Source organism: Candidatus Poriferisocius sp., assembly GCF_965219815.1.
GTDB lineage: Bacteria > Actinomycetota > Acidimicrobiia > Acidimicrobiales > Bin134 > Poriferisocius.
Genome location: NZ_OZ244791.1, coordinates 402,974 through 421,718, shown reverse-complemented (window position 1 = coordinate 421,718; position 18,745 = coordinate 402,974). Strand labels below are relative to the sequence as shown.

18 protein-coding genes, 2 tRNA genes and 1 pseudogene are annotated in these 18,745 nt (G+C 65.6%); 20 read left to right on the top strand and 1 reads right to left on the bottom strand.

The window, feature by feature from the left end:
• Positions 1-3 precede the first annotated feature (3 nt).
• The 20 genes and pseudogenes from ACOQPI_RS02025 to ACOQPI_RS01930 all read left to right on the top strand — a co-directional run bounded on the left by ACOQPI_RS02025 (position 4) and on the right by ACOQPI_RS01930 (position 14,664).
• The gene (locus ACOQPI_RS02025; protein ID WP_420618055.1) at positions 4-681 is read left to right on the top strand and encodes a hypothetical protein; all 678 of its coding nucleotides are present in this window, start codon (positions 4-6) and stop codon (positions 679-681) included.
• 3 nt (positions 682-684) lie between these two features.
• Positions 685-1,701 carry a CpaF family protein gene (locus ACOQPI_RS02020; RefSeq protein WP_420618054.1) on the top strand — a complete coding sequence of 339 codons (1,017 nt, stop codon included), beginning with the start codon at positions 685-687 and terminating at the stop codon, positions 1,699-1,701.
• The gene (locus ACOQPI_RS02015; RefSeq protein ID WP_420618053.1) at positions 1,698-2,468 is read left to right on the top strand and encodes a type II secretion system F family protein; all 771 of its coding nucleotides are present in this window, start codon (positions 1,698-1,700) and stop codon (positions 2,466-2,468) included. Before ACOQPI_RS02020 ends, ACOQPI_RS02015 begins: the two co-directional genes overlap by 4 nt.
• 73 nt (positions 2,469-2,541) lie before the next feature.
• Complete coding sequence (locus ACOQPI_RS02010) at positions 2,542-3,246, top strand: type II secretion system F family protein (protein ID WP_420618052.1); 705 nt, start codon at positions 2,542-2,544, stop codon at positions 3,244-3,246.
• A 49-nt stretch (positions 3,247-3,295) separates the two neighbouring features.
• Positions 3,296-3,502, top strand: coding sequence for a DUF4244 domain-containing protein (locus ACOQPI_RS02005; RefSeq protein ID WP_420618051.1), 207 nt, complete (start codon positions 3,296-3,298; stop codon positions 3,500-3,502).
• 3 nt (positions 3,503-3,505) lie between these two features.
• A complete protein-coding gene (locus tag ACOQPI_RS02000; protein WP_420618050.1) occupies positions 3,506-3,904 on the top strand; it encodes a TadE/TadG family type IV pilus assembly protein in 399 nt (132 codons plus the stop codon).
• A gap of 47 nt (positions 3,905-3,951) precedes the next feature.
• The gene (locus ACOQPI_RS01995) at positions 3,952-4,296 is read left to right on the top strand and encodes an STAS domain-containing protein (RefSeq protein WP_420618049.1); all 345 of its coding nucleotides are present in this window, start codon (positions 3,952-3,954) and stop codon (positions 4,294-4,296) included.
• Positions 4,293-4,742: an ATP-binding protein gene (locus tag ACOQPI_RS01990; RefSeq protein ID WP_420618048.1), complete on the top strand. Its 450-nt coding sequence runs from the start codon at positions 4,293-4,295 to the stop codon at positions 4,740-4,742. The genes ACOQPI_RS01995 and ACOQPI_RS01990 overlap by 4 nt, the downstream gene beginning before the upstream one ends.
• A complete protein-coding gene (gene nhaA / locus ACOQPI_RS01985; RefSeq protein WP_420618047.1) occupies positions 4,735-6,072 on the top strand; it encodes a Na+/H+ antiporter NhaA in 1,338 nt (445 codons plus the stop codon). Before ACOQPI_RS01990 ends, nhaA begins: the two co-directional genes overlap by 8 nt.
• Positions 6,073-6,145: 73 nt before the next feature.
• Positions 6,146-8,905 (top strand): type I DNA topoisomerase, encoded by a 2,760-nt coding sequence (topA, locus tag ACOQPI_RS01980; RefSeq protein WP_420618046.1) that lies wholly within the window; start codon positions 6,146-6,148, stop codon positions 8,903-8,905.
• A 37-nt stretch (positions 8,906-8,942) separates the two neighbouring features.
• On the top strand, positions 8,943-10,313 hold the full coding sequence (locus ACOQPI_RS01975) for an MFS transporter (protein ID WP_420618045.1): 1,371 nt from the start codon (positions 8,943-8,945) through the stop codon (positions 10,311-10,313).
• Positions 10,310-10,912 (top strand): dTMP kinase, encoded by a 603-nt coding sequence (gene tmk / locus ACOQPI_RS01970; protein ID WP_420618044.1) that lies wholly within the window; start codon positions 10,310-10,312, stop codon positions 10,910-10,912. The genes ACOQPI_RS01975 and tmk overlap by 4 nt, the downstream gene beginning before the upstream one ends.
• A complete protein-coding gene (locus tag ACOQPI_RS01965; protein ID WP_420618043.1) occupies positions 10,905-12,005 on the top strand; it encodes a hypothetical protein in 1,101 nt (366 codons plus the stop codon). The genes tmk and ACOQPI_RS01965 overlap by 8 nt, the downstream gene beginning before the upstream one ends.
• Before the next feature lie 50 nt (positions 12,006-12,055).
• Complete coding sequence (locus tag ACOQPI_RS01960) at positions 12,056-12,328, top strand: ribbon-helix-helix domain-containing protein (protein ID WP_420618042.1); 273 nt, start codon at positions 12,056-12,058, stop codon at positions 12,326-12,328.
• Entirely contained in the window at positions 12,325-12,753 is a 429-nt protein-coding gene (locus ACOQPI_RS01955) for a TA system VapC family ribonuclease toxin (protein WP_420618041.1), read from the top strand. Before ACOQPI_RS01960 ends, ACOQPI_RS01955 begins: the two co-directional genes overlap by 4 nt.
• 21 nt (positions 12,754-12,774) lie before the next feature.
• Positions 12,775-12,847 (top strand) — tRNA-Thr (locus ACOQPI_RS01950).
• Between the two features lie 88 nt (positions 12,848-12,935).
• Positions 12,936-13,751 carry an enoyl-CoA hydratase gene (locus ACOQPI_RS01945; RefSeq protein WP_420618040.1) on the top strand — a complete coding sequence of 272 codons (816 nt, stop codon included), beginning with the start codon at positions 12,936-12,938 and terminating at the stop codon, positions 13,749-13,751.
• A 136-nt stretch (positions 13,752-13,887) separates the two neighbouring features.
• Positions 13,888-14,142: a type II toxin-antitoxin system RelB/DinJ family antitoxin gene (locus ACOQPI_RS01940; protein ID WP_420618039.1), complete on the top strand. Its 255-nt coding sequence runs from the start codon at positions 13,888-13,890 to the stop codon at positions 14,140-14,142.
• A gap of 6 nt (positions 14,143-14,148) precedes the next feature.
• Positions 14,149-14,415 (top strand): annotated as a pseudogene (locus tag ACOQPI_RS01935) (type II toxin-antitoxin system YafQ family toxin).
• Between the two features lie 176 nt (positions 14,416-14,591).
• Positions 14,592-14,664, top strand: a tRNA-Thr gene (locus ACOQPI_RS01930).
• A gap of 72 nt (positions 14,665-14,736) precedes the next feature.
• Here the strand turns inward: ACOQPI_RS01930 and ACOQPI_RS01925 are convergent.
• Positions 14,737-18,582: a tetratricopeptide repeat protein gene (locus ACOQPI_RS01925; RefSeq protein ID WP_420618038.1), complete on the bottom strand. Its 3,846-nt coding sequence runs from the start codon at positions 18,580-18,582 to the stop codon at positions 14,737-14,739.
• Positions 18,583-18,745: the final 163 nt, after the last annotated feature.

Sequence of the window (18,745 nt, the reverse complement as noted above, 5' to 3'; positions counted from 1 at the left end):
TTCATGCTGGTGACCTGTTGGTCAACCAAGGGGGGTTCGGGCACAACGGTGATCGCGGCTCTTGTCAGCTTACATGCCGCCCAAGATCGCGACCGGCCCGTTCTGCTCGTCGACTTGTGCGGTGATCTGCCCGCGGTGTTCGGCAGCGCCGAGCCCGTGTCGGGTCTGGCTCAGTGGCTGAGCAGCGATCTCGCCCCCTGTTCGCTGGAGCGGGTGCTCGAGGAGCTGACCCCCAACCTGTCGCTGCTTCCCCGGGGCCAGGGGCCGCTGAGCGCTCGAAGGGCCGACGAGCTCGTGGATTGGCTGGCCTCCGGTGCCGCCGTGGTGGTGGATGCGGGGGTGTTGACGGCCAAGGGGGAGGCGTCTGACCTTGGTTCGGACCACGAGCTTCGCTGGCGGTTGGCCGCCGAGGCCGATCGGTCGGTGCTGGTTACCCGGGCGTGTTATCTGGCTCTGCGCCGCACGGTGTCGCTCTCGGTCCGGCCCAGCGGGGTGGTGCTGGTGGCCGAGGCTGGTCGGGCCCTGACCCGATCCGATTGCGAGCGGGCCATCGGCGCGCCGGTGCTCGCCACCGTGGCCGTCGACCCCGACATCGCACGAGCGGTGGACGCCGGGATGTTGAGGACACGGGTGCCCAAGGGTGCGATCAAGGTGCTTGGCCGTCTCACCGAGGAGCTCTGAACGGTGGTCTGGAGTCGCAGTGGGGGCGGCAAGGAGGCCATTGAGCCGTTCCTGCGAGATCCGTCGGTGTCGGAGATCATGGTGAACGGCCCCGGACCGGTGTGGGTCGAGCGTCGCGGCCGCTTGGAGACCACCAACACGATCTTGGACACCGAGACCATCGAATTGCTCATCGAGCAGACGGTGGCACCGTTGGGCCGTCGCATCGACCGCAGCTCGCCGATGGTGGACGCTCGACTACCCGACGGCTCTCGCCTCAACGCCGTGGTGCCGCCGGTGGCGGTGGACGGCCCCTATGTGACCATTCGCCGCTTCTCGGTCCGCCCGGTGCCCTTGGAGGAATTCGCCCCTCCGGGAGTAGTGGCGGTGCTGCAATGGGCCGTGGGCGCTCGCTGCAACCTGGTGGTGTCGGGCGGCGCGGGGGCGGGCAAGACCACCCTGCTGAATGCGCTGGCCGCATCCATCCCTCAGGGCGAACGCGTGGTCACGGTGGAGGACGCCGCCGAACTGGCCCTGGGCAGCGACCATGTCGTGCGCCTTGAGGCTCGGCCGGTGGATGCCGACGGAGTGGCGCCGGTCACCATCCGCCAACTGGTGCGCAACGCCCTGCGAATGAGGCCTGATCGCATCATCGTGGGAGAAGTCCGGGGAGCGGAGACCCTCGACATGCTCCAAGCCATGAACACCGGCCACGAGGGATCGCTTTCCACCTGCCATGCCAACAGCCCGGCCGACGCCGTCAGCCGGCTGGAGACCATGGTGCTCCTCGATGGCGGCGCTGTGCCCCTGGCCGCGGTGCGAGAGCAGATCACCGCGGCGGTGGATCTGGTGGTCCATGTCGCCCGTCGCCCTCAAGGCCAGCGCCGCATCACTTCGCTGGCCGAAATCGACCGCTCTGGCGACGGCAGCCGGCCCCGTTTGTGCCCGATCGCCGACGAGTTCCAATTGCGCGGCCTGCCCGCAGTCAGGGCCCGAGTGGCTGACGCTGCCGATCCCGATCCCCAGTGGCTTGACCAATGACTGAGGTTCGAGCAGGTCTGGCCACGGTGGTCGAGCGGGTGCAAGCCATGGCGGTCCAGGCTGGTTTGAGCCTGACCTCGGCCCAAATCTGGAGGGGACTGGGAGCAATCGCGCTCGTGGGTGCCGGTTTCGGCGCGGTCCAGGCGGGTGTTGCTGGCGCGTGCATTGGCGTTGCTGTGGGCATCGCCGTCGCATTGGCGGCGCTAAGGGCTAATCGCCATCGTCGCGACCGGGTGATCGAGGCGCAGCTTCCCGGCTTCTTGGAGGCCATCGCCCGGGGGCTGCGGACCGGTTTGCAGCTCGGTCCCGCCGCGGTGGAGGCTGCCACCAGCACTCCGCCTCCGCTGCACCAAGAGGTGGTGCCGCTGGCCGATGAGCTTCGCCGAGGGCTTCGCAGCGCCGACGTATTCGACCGCTGGGCCAGTCGGCACCCCCACAGCGGTGCGGGCCTGGCCGCGGCGGCAATGGCGTTCGCCGCCACCGCGGGCGGGGCCCGGGCTCGGGCCATTGACGGAGTGGCGGCCACCCTGCGGGATCGGGCGGCGCTTGAGTTGGAGGTGCGCTCGCTCACGTCGCAGGCCCGGGTGTCGGCCATGATGATCGCCGCTCTGCCCCTCGGGTTCATGCTCTTGTCGGCCGGCGTGGGAGACCATACGGCCGGCTTCTTGTTCACCACCCGCCTCGGCTTGGCAATCCTCGCTGTCGGTTTGGGCCTCGATGCAGTCGGCGCGCTGTGGATGCGCCGGATTGTCAACGCCCGGGACTGAAGTGGCGCTACCGACTGTTCTGGGGTTCGCGAGCGAAGTGGCGCTACCGACTGTTCTGGGGTTCGCGAGCGAAGTGGCGCTACCAATCGCTCTGGGGTTGCTGTGGACGGCCGTGGTGGTGCTGTGGGGTTGGCACCGGCGGCCTCGACAAGTCCGGTCTCCCTCTCCGACCCGACCGCGGGCCCACTCGGTGCTCGCCGCTCCGGCTGTCGGGTTCGTACTGGCCGCCGTGATCGCATTGGTCGTCCATCCGGTGCTGGGGGTAGGTGTTGGATTGCTGGTATGGATCACTCCTCACCGCCGACGGGCCCAACGGCATCGCCGGAAGCAGGCTGAGATCATCGAAGAGCTTCCCGAAGCCATCGACCTGCTCCGTCTGGCCGTCTCCTCGGGGCTCAATGTCCATCTTGCGGTGGCCGCGGTGGGGGAGCGTCTCCGCGGTCCAGTGGGACTCGGACTGGCCGAGGCCGTTCAGCGGGCCCACAGCGGGATCCGTCTGGCCGATGCCCTGGAGCCGCTTCCCGACCGCGTGGGCGAGCCGGTGCGCCCATTGGCCAGGGTGCTGATCGACGGCGATCGCTACGGCACCGAGTTGGAGCCCGCCCTGGAGCAACTGGCCGCCGACAGCCGCCTCCTGCGCCGCCGCCGAGCTGAGGAGCAAGCTCGTCGATTGCCCCTGCGGCTGCTGCTGCCTCTGGTGTCTTGCATTCTGCCCGCGTTCATCCTCCTCACCTTGGCCCCGGTGCTGGCCGAGACCCTGACCGTGCTGCGTCGATGACCAGGGCCCCCACTTCCCCCGCCGCGTCCATCCCAAACAGGTACACCGAATGATTTTGCTTCGATGGTTGCTCGCCCTGCATTCGTGGCTGGCCCGGCTGCGATCCGATCGTGGTCAGGCTACGGCCGAGTATGCCCTCATACTCTTGGGGGCTGCCGCGGTGGCCATGCTCCTCGTGTCCTGGGTCACCAGGACCAACCGCATCGCCAACCTTCTCGACGCCGTATTCCGACACATCACCGGCCTCGTCAGCTGATCGGTGGCGGCAAACGCCCGGTTGGATGCGGGTTTGCCGCGTCGCGACCGGGGTCAGGCCGCGGTGGAGACCGCGCTGGTGCTTCCCCTGATCATGGCGGTGGCATTGGTGTTGGTACAGGTCGGTTTGCTGGTGCGCGACCATGTACTGGTGGTCCACGCGGCCCGGGAAGCAGCCCGAGCCGCCGCGGTTGATCCCACCACCGAAGCGGCCCGAGCGGGGGCGGTTGCCGCCACCGGGCTGGATGCGAGCCGGTTGCAGGTGGAAACTGCTGGGAGTCGCACTACTGGTGGCCTGCTTCGGGTGACGGTGCGCTATCGCCCCGAACCCGCCGTGCCCATCGTGGGCCGCCTGTTTCCCTCTGTGGCCATTCAAGAGGCGTTAACCGTCCGGGTGGAATAAATGCCGCTGACAGAAACGGGATCTGCATCCAACTAGTCTGATATTTCGTGGAATTTGGTGTCACCGTTGCCTCACACGGGCGATGGGAAGTTCTGACGGTCACCGGCGAGATCGACATGGCCACTGCGCCTCGCTTCCGCCAACGGCTGTTGGCGGTGATCGGCACCGGGGCGCAGAACGTGGTGATCGATCTCTCCGGGGTGGACTTCATCGATTCCACCGGGCTGGGCGTGCTCATGGGCGGGGCCAAGCGAGTGCGAAGTGCCGGGGGAGACATCCGGCTGGTGATGGCGGGCTCCCGGCTCGCCGATCTGATCGAGCTCACTCGACTCGACCGCGTCCTGGATGTGTTCGACTCGGTCTCGGCGGCCATTGAGGACTCCAGCTCATGACCTCCGATCCGGCCCGCTTCGACTTCGAGATTCCGGCTCGCCCCGAATACCTTTCGCTGGTTCGATCGTTGGTGGTGGAGGCGGCCGAGATGGACTCAACCCTAAGTCGGGAGCGCATCGAAGACTTCAAGGTGGCTGTCTCCGAGGCCACCACCAACGCCATTGAAGCCCATGCCCGAGCCTGTCGTGACGATTCTATTCATATTCGCTGCACGCTCACCGACGACCGGCTTGAGTTCCATATCACTGATCGGGGCTTTGGCTTCTACCCCGATCAGATTCAGGTTCTCCCCGAGCCCGACGATCCCAGCCGCTTGAATTTCGAGCGGGGTTTGGGCATTTATCTCATGCGGGTGCTCTCCGACGATGTCGAGATTCAAAGCGGGCCCGACGGAACCGAGGTTTCGCTGTCCATCCACCTCGCCTCCAACAACTCCGATGGCTGAAAAAAACCCTCTCAGCGATCTGACATTCCTGGGTGGCCAGAGTCGGTTGGCTCGTTTCATCGGCCGTCCCATTCTCCATTTCGCGGCCATCGAAGCCGCCGGTGGCGTTCTCATGCTCATCGCCACCGTGGTCGCCCTCGTCTGGGTCAACTCACCATGGCAGGACTCCTACTACGACTTTTGGCACACCTACGTGACGTTCTCGGTAGGCGACTACTACTTTGCGCAGAATCTCGAGCACATCGTTCAAGACGGCCTCATGGCCGTGTTCTTCTTCGTGATCGGGCTGGAGATCAAACGAGAGATGGTAACCGGCCAGCTCCGGGATCCCCGCTTCGCCGCGCTGCCCGCGGTGGCCGCGCTCGGCGGCATGGTGGTGCCTGCCCTCGTCTACTTCGCCTTCAATGCCGGCGGCCCGGGCCAAGACGGCTGGGGAATCCCCATGGCCACCGACATCGCCTTTGCCATAGGCGTCCTATCGCTGCTGGGCAATCGCATTTCTCGACAGATGAAGGTGTTCCTGCTGACGCTGGCCATTGTGGACGACATCGGCGCGATTCTGGTGATCGCCATCTTCTACACCAGCGATCTCTCGAGCAACTGGCTGCTCACCGCCGCCATATTGCTGGCGGGTATTCTCGTCCTCCGCCGACTCCATGTTTGGTATCTGCCGGTGTACATCGTGATCGGGGTGGCCTTCTGGCTGGCCGTGTTGGAATCCGGTGTCCACGCCACCATTGCCGGAGTGATCCTCGGTCTGGTCACGCCGGCCAAGCCCCTCCAGTCCGAAGACGAGGCTCGCCGCTGGGCCAACTGGCTCCAGATGCAAGATGTGGTCCACCTCGACGACGTGCGCCGAGTGGGATTCCACATTCGGGAGTCGCAGCCGGTCAGCCAACGGATCGAAGAACTGCTCCACCCCATCGCCGGCTACATCATCATCCCCCTCTTCGCCCTGTCCGCCGCCGGGGTTGAGCTTTCTGGAGAAGTGCTTTCCGATGCGGTTACCTCGCCGGTGACACTGGGAGTGGCAATCGGGCTGGTGGTGGGCAAGACCGCGGGCATCTCGTTGTTCTCATGGATCGCCCATAGGGTGGGGTGGGTCACCATTCCCAAGTCGCTGGCTGGTAGCCACATGGTGGGGCTGGCCATGGTGGCCGGCATCGGCTTCACCGTGTCGCTCTTCATATCCCGATTGGCCTTCGATGATCCCACCGTCGCCGATGAGTCCAGGATCGGCATTCTGGTGGGATCGCTGATCGCTGCCGTTGTCGGCCTGTGGATTCTGTCCCGTACTGAGCCCCGCCCTAAGTACGCAGACAAGACCTGATCCCCTGACTTGTGCCCGGTTGGGTTTAGGGTCTGTTTGACAACCACTCCCTCCCAGCCCCTACTTTCTCCCCGTGTCCAACGCCCTCGTCATCGTCGAGTCTCCGGCCAAGGCCAAGACCATCGCGGGCTATTTGGGCACCGGCTACGTGGTGGAGTCGTCAATCGGTCACATCCGAGATCTGCCCAGCAACGCCAGTGAGGTGCCGGCGGCGTATCGGAACGAGTCATGGTCCCGCTTGGGAATCGACGTCGACAACGACTTCAAGCCGCTGTATGTGGTGCCCTCCGACAAGAAGTCTCAGATTCGCAAGCTGAAGCAGCTGCTCAAGGAGGCCGACGAGCTGTACCTCGCCACCGACGAAGACCGCGAGGGAGAGGCCATCGCCTGGCACCTGCTCGAAGTGCTGTCCCCCAAGGCCGACGTCAACGTGAAGCGGATGGTGTTCCACGAGATAACCCCGTCGGCCATCCAGGAGGCCATCGAATCCCCCCGGGATCTGGACCGCCGCCTGGTGGATGCCCAAGAGGCCCGCCGGCTGTTAGACCGGCTGTACGGCTACGAAGTATCGCCCGTGCTGTGGAAGAAGGTGCTGCCCCGCCTCTCGGCCGGCCGGGTGCAGAGCGTGGCCACCCGCATCGTGGTTGAGCGGGAGCGGGAGCGCATGGCCTTCACCGCGGCCGACTACTGGAGCCTTAGCGCGGAATTCCGGGTGCTGGGCGAACTAGATCCCGGTGATCCCCCAACGTTCAGCGCCACGCTCACCGCGGTGGACGGGGCCAAAGTGGCCACTGGCAAGGACTTCGCCAGCGACGGCCAACTACGCAGTTCCAACACCGTCCATCTCGACGAGGAGGCGGCTCACGGATTGGCCCGGGGGCTGGCCGACGCCGAGATCAGCGTGCGAGCCGTAGAGGTCAAGCCCTACCGCCGCCGGCCCGCGGCGCCGTTCATGACCTCCACCTTCCAGCAGGAGGCCGGACGCAAGCTGCGCCTGTCGGCGGCCATGGCCATGAGGGCGGCCCAGTCGCTGTACGAGAAGGGCTACATCACCTATATGCGCACCGACAGCACCACCCTGTCGGACACTGCCTTGCGGGCGGCGCGAGCCGTGGTCTCGGATCGCTACGGCGCTTCCTTTCTGCCCGACGAGCCCCGCCGCTATGCCAAGAAGGTCAAGAACGCCCAGGAGGCCCACGAGGCCATTCGCCCTTCCGGCGACCAGTTCCGCTCTCCTGAGGAAGTGCGGGCCGAGGTGCCCAAGTTGGAGGCCCAGGTGTACGAGCTGATCTGGCAGCGCACGGTGGCCTCCCAGATGACCGACACGGTGGGCGAGACCGTCCACGTCGACCTCGGTGGAGCCGTCAGCGATGGGCGCGACGCCGCCTTATCGGCAGCGGGGACGGTGATCACCCACGAGGGCTTCCGCCGGGTGTACACCGAGGGCACCGACGACGAGGCCGACCAGGAGGAGGCGGAGCGGCGGATGCCGTCGTTGACGGCCGGTGATCCCCTGGCCATCGAGGAACTGGCGCCCTCCGGCCACGCCACCCAGCCCCCGGCTCGCTATACCGAGGCATCACTGGTGCGGAGGCTGGAGGACCTGGGGGTCGGTCGTCCATCCACCTACGCCAGCATCATGAACACCATCGTCGACCGTGGCTATGTGTGGAAGAAGGGCTCAGCGCTGGTGCCGTCGTTCACGGCGTTTTCGGTGGTCAGCCTTTTGGAGCAGCATTTTCCCAACCTGGTGGACTACGCCTTCACCGCTCGCATGGAGGATGATCTCGACGGCATCGCCTCGGGCGACCGGGAGTCCATTCCCTGGTTGAGCAGGTTCTATTTCGGGCCTGCCGATGGCGAGCTCGACGACAAGTCTGCCCACGGTGTGGCCAAATACGGGCTTCGCACCGCGGTGTCTGATCGCTTGGGCGACATCGACGCCCGGGCGGTGAACTCCATTCCCATCGGCGCCGACGAAAGCGGCGAGCCGGTGGTGGTCAGGGTCGGGCGCTATGGGCCCTATGTGCAGCGCGGCGACGACCGGGCCAGCCTTCCCGACGACCTGCCTCCCGACGAGCTGACCTTGGATCGGGCGCTGGACTTCATCGCGGCGCCGTCCGGCGATCGCACCCTGGGCGACGACCCCGAAACCGGCCTGCCGGTGGTTGTGCGCACCGGCCGGTTCGGCCCCTATGTCCAAGTTGGCGAAGATCCTGCCAACGGCGGGGAAAAGCCCAAGCGGGCATCGCTGCTGGCCGACATGCAGCCCGACACGGTCACCCTGGAAGAGGCCCTCAAGGTGCTATCGCTGCCTCGGGTGGTGGGCGTCGATCCCGCCGACGACACCGAGGTTGTGGTTCAGAACGGGCGCTATGGGCCGTACCTCAGCAAGGGCAAGGAGAATCGGAGCCTCGAATCCGAAGACCAGCTGTTCACCATCACGCTGGAGCAGTGCCTGGAGCTGTTGGCCCAGCCCCGCCGGCGACGAGGCCAGACGGCCAAGCCGCCCCTTCGCGACCTGGGCCCCGATCCGGCCACCGACAAGCCGATGGTGGTCAAGGACGGCCGCTATGGCCCCTATGTGACCGACGGCGAAGTGAACGCCTCGTTGGGCAAGGGCGACTCGGTGGAAGCCCTCACCGTGGAGCGGGCTGCGGAGCTGCTCCAGGTCCGGCGGGACAAAGTGGCTGCCGGTGGCGGCAAACCCGCGGCTCGTCGCAAGTCCACGGCCAAGAAGAAGACCGCGGCAAAATCAGGGGCGGCCAAGAAGAAGACTGCGGCCAAGTCGGGGACGGCCAAGAAAAAGCCGTCGCCTGGGTCGGAATCGTAGGCCAGTAGCTACCCTGAGCGGGTGGAGGCGGCCCGGCATGGCTTTTGACGAGTCCTCTGCGGTTGCGTCTGCTCGAGTTGACCGGATTTTCGGCAGCGCCCAGTACTTCAGGCTGTGGATTGCCCAGATCTTCTCCTCCGGCGGCGACTGGCTGGCCCTGTTCGCCATCCTTATCACCGCCAACCGCGTCGGCGGCGGCACCCCGGAGGCCTCGGTGGCCTATGTGATGATCGCCCGCTTCCTGCCCGGTCTCATCTTCGGCTCGGCCGCCGGAGTTCTGGTAGACCGATGGGACCGCAAACGGACGATGGTGGTGTGCGATCTGGGCCGGGCCGCCACTTTGCTCTGGCTGCCGTTTGTGGACTTCGTCTGGCAGCTCGTGCTGGCCTCGCTGATCCTGGAGGGATTCGCCCTGCTGTGGGCCCCGGCCAAAGAGGCTTCGGTACCCAATCTGGTGCCCCGGGAGAAGCTGACCGCAGTCAACTCCCTCTCCCTGGTTGCCGCCTATGGCACGTTCCCGATTGCCGCGGGCATCTTCATCGGCCTCGCTGATTTGGCCAACGTCATCGATGACATCGGCGCCGTCGATTTCTTGCGCATTGACACAGAGTCGATTGCGTTCTACCTCGATGCCGCGAGTTTCGCGGCGGCCGCTGCGATTATCTCTCGACTCGCCCTGCCCCGGGGCCCTCAGTCAACCGGTGCTCAGCCCGACGACTCAACCCGGCTGTGGGCTCCCGAACAGGTCTTTCAAGACCTGAGGGAGGGATGGAGCTTCATCTTCGCGAACCCCACTGTACGGACGGTGAATGTCGCCCTCGCGGTGGGTTTGATCGGCGGGGGAATGATCATTCCCTTGGGTCCCGTGTTCGCTGAAGATGTGCTCGACGTGGATGGCGGTGACGGGTTCCTCACCTTTATGGTGGCTCTGGGAATCGGTGTGGCTCTGGGAATTGCCGGGCTGGCCGCAAAGCAGAGCCAGTTGCATAAAGAGCGGGTCTTCGTAGCCGCGGTATTCGGGGCCGGCATCTGCCTCTTTGTCGCCACGTCGATGTGGACGCTGCTCGGATCAGCCCTGCTCGTCGGCGGGCTCGGCGTGTGTGCGGGAACGGTCTACGTCTTGGGGATCACCCTGCTCCAGGAGAACGCCACCGAGGAGCTGCGAGCTCGGGTCTTTGCCGGGCTGTTCACGCTGGTGCGGTCGTCGGTGATGCTCGCCCTGCTTCTCGGTCCCGCACTGGCCCTGTTCCTGAACGGCCTGTCGGACAAGTTCTTCGACAAGGATGTGAACATTCTCGGCTTTGACGTGATCATCCCCGGCGTCCGCCTCACGTTGTGGCTGGCCGCACTCATCATGGTGGCTGCTGGATTCTTGACCCTGGTATCCAGGCGAGGGGCCAAGTCATGACCGGCCGCCTGATTGCCTTCGAAGGCGGCGAGGCCGTGGGCAAGAGCACGCAGGCCAAGCTGCTGGCTGAGCGGCTGGGGGCCAAGCTCACATTCGAACCCGGCGCCACTGATTCAGGGGCACAGATTCGCTCGCTGGTGTTGGATTCGCCCGAGCTGGCGCTGTCGTCCCATGCCGAGGCCCTGCTGATGGCCGCCGACCGGGCCCAGCACGTCGCTGAGGTGATCCGCCCTGCTTTGGACGCGGGGATTCATGTGGTCACCGACCGGTTCATCGGGTCATCGCTGGCCTATCAGGGCTTCGGACGCCACTTGGGGGTGGACGATGTCCTGACCCTGTCGCTTTTTGCCACCGGCGGCCTCCAAAGCGACCTGAACGTGCTGCTGGTGGTGTCCGAGGAGGTGGCCCGGTCCCGTCGGTCATCGCCCGGCGACCGAATCGAAGCCGAGGATGCCGATTTCCACCAGCGGGTGCTCGACGGGTTCCGGACCCTGGCCGAGCAGAACCCCGACCAGTGGGTGGTAGTCGACGGGAGTGGCCCGGTCGGCGAAGTAGCTGAGGCGGTGTACGCCGCGGTTCGGGATCGACTCGGTGTCTGACCTGCTGAGCCAGGATGAGCGGCACTCCGATTCGCCGGGCGACTCGCTGCCCGGCATCGACGACGCCGTAGACGACGTCTGGGCTGCCTTGGAAGGACAGCCCCGGGTAGCCGAGCTCTTGGCCTCAGCCGCGGCCCAGCCGGTGCACGCCTATCTGTTCTGCGGCCCGCGGGGTACCGGCAAGCGCACCGCCGCCTTGGCCTTTGCCGCCGCGTTGATCGGAGACGATTCCCGAAGCCGTCGCTTGGCTTTGGCCGGTCGCCACCCTGACGTGGCCATCCACGAGCCCGAGGGCCGGACTCTGAGGGTGGCCGAGGCCGACGAGATCATCTTCGAGGCGTCCCGCAGCCCGGTGGAAGGCCGCCTCAAGGTGATTGTCTGCGACCGGTTCCAAACCGCCGAGCCCGAAGCCGTGGCCAGTCTGCTCAAGACCATCGAAGAGCCGCCCCCTACCGCGGTCATCGTGCTGCTGAGCGAGGAGATCCCCCCCGATCACACCACCGTGGCCTCCCGCTGCGTCATCGTGGAGTTCGACCCGGTGCCCGACGACGATGTGCGCCGCATTCTCGAGCGCGAGGGGGTGAGCTCCGAGGGCCTGGACGACATCGTGGCCGCCGCGGCGGGAGACGTGAGCCGGGCTCGGCTGTTGGCCACCGACGAGGGCCTCGGTGCCCGCCGCCAGGCATGGGCCGCGGCGCCATCCCGGCTAGACGGCACCGGTGCCACGGTGTCGGCCCTGGTCGACGAACTGCGTTCGCTCATCGATGAAGCCCAAGCCCCCTTGACCGCTCGCCAGCAATCCGAGTCCGAAGACCTGGCCCGCATCGAAGCCGACGTGGGCGCCCAAGCCCGCCTGCGCCGGGAAATGGACGCCCGCCACCGCCGAGAACAGCGCCTCCTGCGAGCCGACGAACTCCGCTTCGGCCTAGCCACCCTGGCCGCCTTCTACCGTCAACAAATGGCCGCCGGGCACCACCCCTCCGATGCCGTCGCCGCCATAACCCGCATCCGCAACACCCACGCCTGCCTGGTGAGAAACCCCAACGAACCCCTCCTACTCCAGTCCCTTTTCCTCTCTCTCCCCCGCCTCTGACAAACATTTTGATGTTCATATTTGAGCATCATGATGCTAAAGTCATCTGTATGCGAACAACCGTGACATTGGCTGATGATGTCGCTGCGGCGGTTCAGGGTCTGCGACGAGAGGAGGGCATCGGTATGAGCGAGGCGGTCAACCGGCTCGTGCGCGATGGGCTGGCCAGGCCTGCTGAGACGCCCGCATACATACACGATAGTTTTGACATGGGCATGAAGATTGACGTGACCAACGTCGGCGAAGTGCTGGGCATGCTCGACGAACTCGAATTGGGTGACCAACAAGGTGAAGTTGGGTCCGAAGCCTCCCTACCGGTGTGATTGTCGACGCCAACCTCCTGCTGTACGCCACCGACTCCTCGTCAGTACACCACGACAAGGCGGCGCGCTGGCTTGAAGCAGTGCTGAACGGCAGTCGGCGGGTGGGTCTCCCGCTGCAGACCATTTCTGCGTTCGTGCGGATCAGCACCAATCCCCGCATTTGGGACCGTCCCATCACTCCGGCCCAGGCCTGGCAGAGAGTGCGTGCCTGGCTTGATGCCGATCCAGTATGGGTACCGGCCGCCGGCGCCCGGACCGCCGAACTACTGGGCGAGCTCATCATGCGCTACCACCTCACGGCCAACCTCGTGCCTGACGCGACTCTGGCCGCGTTGGCGCTTGAACATGGCCTGGTGGTCATGAGCACCGACACCGACTTCGCCAGGTTCAGTGAGATCGGCTGGGAAAATCCGATCTCGCCATAGCACTGGTAGCCTGACCCCTGCGCCCGAGTAGCTCAGTCGGTAGAGCAATTCATTCGTAATGAATAGGTCAGGAGTTCGATTCTCCTCTCGGGCTCTGCGGGGCACATCATCGGTGCAGACGGGAAGCCCAACTTGCCCGACTCAGGATCGCCCTGAATCAGTGGCTGGTACTGTCTCCCGCTATGTCTTCCACAGACGATTTCGTGCTAATCGACCACCCCCGGCCCGACATCGCGCTGGTCACGCTGAACCGGCCCGAGCGCATGAACGCCATGGCCTTCGATGTGATGGTGCCCCTCGCTGATGCCCTGCGGGCCGTCAACAACGACAACGACATTCGGGTGGTGGTGGTCACCGGCGCCGGCCACGGCTTCTGCTCCGGCGCTGACCTGGTGAGCGCAGGCCGGGTGCCTTACATCGATGGTCTCACTCCTTCAACGATCGCCCACCGGGCCGCCGACCGTCTTCACGAGGTCATTGAGCTGATAGGCGACCTGCACCAGCCGGTGATTGCTGCCATCAACGGCGCGGCCATCGGCGGGGGGATGTGCCTCGCTCTGTGCTGCGACATACGCATTGCGTCCACCGAGGCCTACTTCCGGGCTGCTGGCATCAACAACGGCCTCACTGCGGCCGAGCTGGGCCTCAGCTTCACGTTGCCCAGGGCGATCGGTTCGTCGCGTGCCTTCGAGATAATGCTCACCGGAAGAGACGTCGATGCCGATGAAGCGGCCCGCATCGGCCTCGTGAGCGAGACGGTGCCGCCAGCCGACCTGTTGGAGCGTTGCTACGAGATCGGCACCGGCATCGCCGCCTTCAGCCGTCCCGGCACCGAGCTCACCAAGCGAATGCTCTGGGCCGGCCTGGAAGCGTCCAGCTACTCGGCCCACATGCGCTCGGAGATGAACGCCCAGCTTCTGGTGCGAATGACCACCCGCAACTTCGAAGAAGCCGTCCTGGCCCGCTCCGAGAACCGCCCACCAGTCTTCGAGGATTAACGCCCACAACGCGCCGCCTTCTGCTGGTCGTTCCGGAGTTCAGGATGAATCGCAGGGTCGCCAGCATCGAGGACACTTGTCAATGCTGTTGTTCCCCGATTGGGGAACATATAGGCTTGTGACAGGAGGTGCAGTCGTGGCTAAGACCGAGATGATTCGGGCCCGAGTGGAACCGGAACTGAAGCGTGAGGCTGAAGAGGTTCTTGGAGAGCTTGGCATGTCCGCAACAGAGGCCATCACCTTGTTCTATACGCAGGTGGCCATGCAGCGGGGGTTGCCGTTCGACGTGAGACTTCCCAACGCCGAAACCGTCGAGGCGCTTCAGCAGGCCCAAGACGGGACCGATCTTGTGGAGTACCTGACGCTAGAGGATCTCAAGGCCAAGGCGTAGACGCCGGTGCGCCTGCTTACAACAACCCGCTTCGAAAGAGACCTCAAGCGGGCCAACAGGCGAGGCAAGAACCTAGACAGGCTCTGGGCCGTCGTCCAGACACTTCAATCGGGTCAAGATCTCCATATCCGCTACCGACCCCATCGCCTTTCCGGCCAATGATCGTCCAATTGGGAATGCCACATCGAACCGGATTGGCTGCTGATCTGGGGATACCGAGACGATGCGCTGGTGTTGGTGAGAACCGGAACCCACGCTGATTTGTTTGGGTAGAAGCTGGAGCCGGGCATAGAACCACAGAGATTTGGACAAAAAATAGCCCCGCCATGCCCTGCAAAGCAGGCCAGAAGGGGAAGATTGAACGCAGGTTACCGGCGGTGGCGTGGAGACACAACAGCGCCCTTTTCCTCTCACTCCCCCGTCAAAAGGGCTGGTTGCCCGACCCCCGCGCCCGAGTAGCTCAGTCGGTAGAGCAATTCATTCGTAATGAATAGGTCAGGAGTTCGATTCTCCTCTCGGGCTCTCTGGGATGATCTCCACTTGGTGCTGCAACTGATCTCCAATTGGCGCGGCGTTTAGTGTGGGAGGCGCTGGCTAGCGGTTGGCGAACAATATGGACGAGACGGCTAGACGGTCTGCTGGCTGTGTTTGGGAGAAGATGGCTTGCACGAATCCGGCTGCTATGTCAGCGTCGATTCGCTGTTCTTGGAGTCTCTCTTGGAGTCGCCGGACGGCTTGTTCGAGCGGGTCGAGGTTCGCGGCGAGGTCGATCTCTCGGCCTGCGTATCTGCTGGCTTCCAACAGCAATGGGGTCATGGCTGGGTCGTTGACGAGCCACAGCGTGTCGGCGAGCACGCGTCCTAGCGCTTTCTGCCTGTGCTCGAGGACGGCTGCTGTTCCCAGTCCGACGGATGCGGCGACCAGTAGGCTGGCGGTCCGGTCGCGGTGCGGACCGGAGATCAGCGTTGCGACCCGGCCCAAGTACCATCGGAGCGTCTCCTCGACGTTGTCGGCCCACGTGGCCGGCCGCCCCAAGAGGAGCTCAGCTGCGGGGTCGGGGCCGTCCGTGTCGTCGATTGCATCTGAAAGTTCTCCCAGGCTTATGGGGACGTCGGCGATCCGGGCCCGCAGGAGCAGCATTTTCATCTCGGACGGGCTGGCCAAGCCCCCGGTTTCGGCAGTGGCGGCCAGCGCTTCGTACAGGTCGTAGGTGCCGAACGCCGGAACGCCGAATTCGACGGCTATCCGTCTGAGCGCGAGGTCGTCGCACCACAGAGCGCAGCCCCTGTCCAAAGCCAGCCGGATAGACGCGTTCCAGGGGCGCTGGTCGTCGATTCGGGGGAACCCGGGAGGCCAGACGCGACTGCTCGGCGCTGTCTGCCAACTGTTGAGCGTTCCCAAGACCTGCCGGGCCGATTCGATCATCCGCTGCCTGTCCTCGTCTTGGATCTCGGAGAGGTTGAAATCGCCGAGAACCGGGTCGTATCCGGCCGAAGCGTCTGCTGCGGTTTCGACGCTGCCCACTGCGGCCCTGGCGTCGTCGAGCAGCTCGCTGGCCACCAGCACTCTGCTGAACGCAGAGCCCATGGCGGCGACGTCGACGCTGGCTAGGTGGCCGAGCGCTGCGACGCTCGTGTCGACGGCCACGACGGCACCGATGGCGGCCCGAGCCGCGGCCCGCGATCGGCCTCGCTCTACGGCGTCGGGGGAGACCGCGGTTAGGTATGCCGCGGGCTGGACGAGCAGGTATTCGGCATATGGAAAAGGTCTGATCCACTGGAGCATCCCGTAGGGCAGCATGCCTAGCCGCACCCGGCGCACCCATACAGCCCTCTGGCGTGCCGGCTGCTCCGAGGAGGCTCGCAGCATTTCGAGAAACTCCTCTGGCCCGGAGAAGGAGAAATGGCTCAGCACGTCGCTTTCGGGGTATTGGCGGACGAAGCCCTCGACCAGCTCGTTCAGCTCGGCCGCTTGGGACTCGCTTAGCTGGCCTTCTTGACGGCTGCCTGCCATGAGCGCTGCCAGTGCGCTGCCGACGACCTTCTCAGAGTCTTCGAATTCGCCGGCGATCCAGAACAGCCGGTCAACCCCGTCGCCGGGGGCGCCTGCGTCGAGGTACACGCCGGTCGCGAGCAGCGCCATCTGCTCGTCGTCGGGGCGCAGGTCGTGCTCTGCCAGATATCCCCACGCGTCGCGGTGGCGGCCCTGTTGGTGCTGTGCGAACACGACAGCCCACCGCGCCCGGGGATCGTCGGGGAATGCGTCGGCGAGCGCCTGGGCGTACCGCTCCATCTGCGGCCAGTCCCTCAGCTTCTCCGCAGCTTCGACCAGGGCGGTTCGCAGACGCGACTCCGTGGCCCTAGATGGGTTCGCTGCCAGAGCTCGCAGGGCCACCTCTTCGGCCTGTTGGAACTCCTCGAGTTCCAACAGAAGTTGGACTGCCGACTGGTAAAGCATCGGGTCGTTCAGCGCCTCAGCGGACTCAAGCAGGGCTTCGAGGGCATCGTCGGAGCGGCCTTGGCCGTGCAGGGCGACGGCGAGGAGGCCGACATGGGCCGCCGATTGGCAGCGGTAGTTGTCCAATATCTCGATCGCGGCATCCAGGTCTCCGCGGTTGTACGCGGCGGAAGCCCTGATCCCGTCGATGCCAGCCTCGTTGCCCAGTGCGACGCGGGCCATGGCGCCCTCGTCGGTCTCGCCTAACAGAGCCAGCCCCTCCAGCGCCATCAGCACGTCCCGGTCGCCCTCGGCCTGCGCAATGGCTTCGCGCATCAGGTCGGAGGCGGCCGGGTCTCCGCGGTTGAGCGCCTGCAGCGCTCTGATGAGCGTATTCTCAGACCCGTCGATGCGGTCGAGGGCCGACTCGTCGATCTCGTCGCCGCGGCCGACCATCACCAGGGTGTGAGCCAGAATCCGCGCAACCTCCCCGTCTTCAGCCTCGGCCGAGGTCGCCTCGCCCTCCGGCTGGGCTGTCGCGAGATCGATAATCAGATGGTGCTGGTTGACCATGTGGTAGGCGTTCGCGGCGATGACGACCGCCTCGGCTGAGGGGCCGTGCCACTTCCGGAATTCGTCACGTGCCCGGATCGCGTTCTCAGCCGCCGATTCCGGAAGATCGGGGCGGACAGGCTCTCCCTGCTCCTGCGCGAGCCCCAATTGCAGCCGGGCGAGAGTCAGGTGGAACGACGCCCGGTCGGGGAACCGCACCACCGCGTCGCGCATGACTCTGATCGCCTGGGATAGCTCGCCATTGCGGGCATGCGCCATCCCGAGCACCTGGATTGCCATAGTGGCCAAGCCGGTGTCGTCAGAGCCGAGCGCCCCAGAGCGGCGGGCCTCGGCGGCGGCCGAAGCCAGGTCGCCGCCGATCAGCGATCTGGCCGCGGCCGCCAGCGGGTGGTCCAGTATCTCATCGTCGAGCAGCCTTGCAGCCTCATCGTCGTCTTCGTCGGCCATAAGCGCTTCTGCTACCCGGTAGTGGCTGCTCCTCGGTGATCCCAGCGCGACAGCCCGGTCCCGCAACTGTGGAGCGCCGGGCAACTCGTGGGCGCCCACGAAATCGGCTATCGCCTCCCACGCGAGGCAATCGACGTCTTGGAGCCATTCGGGCGGTGTGTCGGCAAGCCGGGCGAGAACGCCCGGCACCCGCGAAGCCGCATTCAGAAGCTCGGCGGTCACACGATCCGCGACATCAGCGGACACCTCGCGTAGGGCGGCAAGCCGGTCGCGGCACGCCGGCGGGATACCGGCCAGCGCTTCGCCACCCGACGTGGAATCGGACGTCCGCAGGGCGGACGCGTCGGGCACCAGCGACATCTCGGCGGCCCGGCGGCCCACGTCTTCGGCGGTCTGCGGTCCCGCTCCGTCGCTTACCCAATCTCTGACGATGCCGATTCCGACGGTCACGGCAGCGTCGTCGCCTCGCAGGCCCACGAGCTTCATTTGGGTCTTCGCCTGACCCCGGAGGTCGAGCTCCGAGCCGGTGTGCTTCCAGCGCACCCGCCGCAAGAACCCGGCCAGTTCGTCGGCGCTCACGCCGAGGTGGTCGGCCCACGCGTCCCGTTCCGTGCCGGCCTCGCTTCTCTGTCCCGCTGCGAGCATCCGGTCCACAGCGATCCTGTCGTGGCGGAGGTCGCGCAACGCCCCCAACAGCGGATTGGCGTCGTCGAATGCCCGGTGAGTCCAGAACTCCAGCGAGAAGTCCCCTCCATCCTCCGACAGGGCGGTGTAGGTGGCATAGAACCGCCGAAGCGGGCTTATCCCGCCGGGGCGGGCCGCGGTGAGCAGCATGTCCCGGTCGACGACACTGTCGGCGTAGTTGGAGCTCTTCGCCTGGATGTAGATGTGCCCGCCGACCCTTCGGCGCACGACCACATCGTCAAACGCGCCGCCGTCAGGGTCTTCGACAGAGACGCTCGCAATTCCCCGGTCTTCGAGCATTTTGCACGCCCACAGCCACCCGACCGCGTGCTGGTAGTCGTCTCCCCGGATCGGTGCTGATCGTGCTGAGAGGGGCAACTTTACGCCTGCTTCCTGCGCGGACAAAAGCCGGCCACAGCGGCCACCAGGCCTGTGGCCGTCTTTGCCGCGCGCCCGTCGTTCT

What these genes read in the sequence shown, in the direction of transcription:
- ACOQPI_RS01990 (WP_420618048.1), top strand. Translation starts at nt 4,293, where the DNA reads ATGACCTCCGATCCGGCCCGCTTCGACTTCGAGATTCCGGCTCGCCCC.
- nhaA (WP_420618047.1), top strand. Translation starts at nt 4,735, where the DNA reads ATGGCTGAAAAAAACCCTCTCAGCGATCTGACATTCCTGGGTGGCCAG.
- ACOQPI_RS02015 (WP_420618053.1), top strand. Translation starts at nt 1,698, where the DNA reads ATGACTGAGGTTCGAGCAGGTCTGGCCACGGTGGTCGAGCGGGTGCAA.
- tmk (WP_420618044.1), top strand. Translation starts at nt 10,310, where the DNA reads ATGACCGGCCGCCTGATTGCCTTCGAAGGCGGCGAGGCCGTGGGCAAG.
- ACOQPI_RS02005 (WP_420618051.1), top strand. Translation starts at nt 3,296, where the DNA reads ATGATTTTGCTTCGATGGTTGCTCGCCCTGCATTCGTGGCTGGCCCGG.
- ACOQPI_RS01975 (WP_420618045.1), top strand. Translation starts at nt 8,943, where the DNA reads ATGGCTTTTGACGAGTCCTCTGCGGTTGCGTCTGCTCGAGTTGACCGG.
- ACOQPI_RS02025 (WP_420618055.1), top strand. Translation starts at nt 4, where the DNA reads ATGCTGGTGACCTGTTGGTCAACCAAGGGGGGTTCGGGCACAACGGTG.
- ACOQPI_RS01925 (WP_420618038.1), bottom strand. Translation starts at nt 18,582, where the DNA reads ATGCTCGAAGACCGGGGAATTGCGAGCGTCTCTGTCGAAGACCCTGAC.
- ACOQPI_RS01945 (WP_420618040.1), top strand. Translation starts at nt 12,936, where the DNA reads ATGTCTTCCACAGACGATTTCGTGCTAATCGACCACCCCCGGCCCGAC.
- ACOQPI_RS01960 (WP_420618042.1), top strand. Translation starts at nt 12,056, where the DNA reads ATGCGAACAACCGTGACATTGGCTGATGATGTCGCTGCGGCGGTTCAG.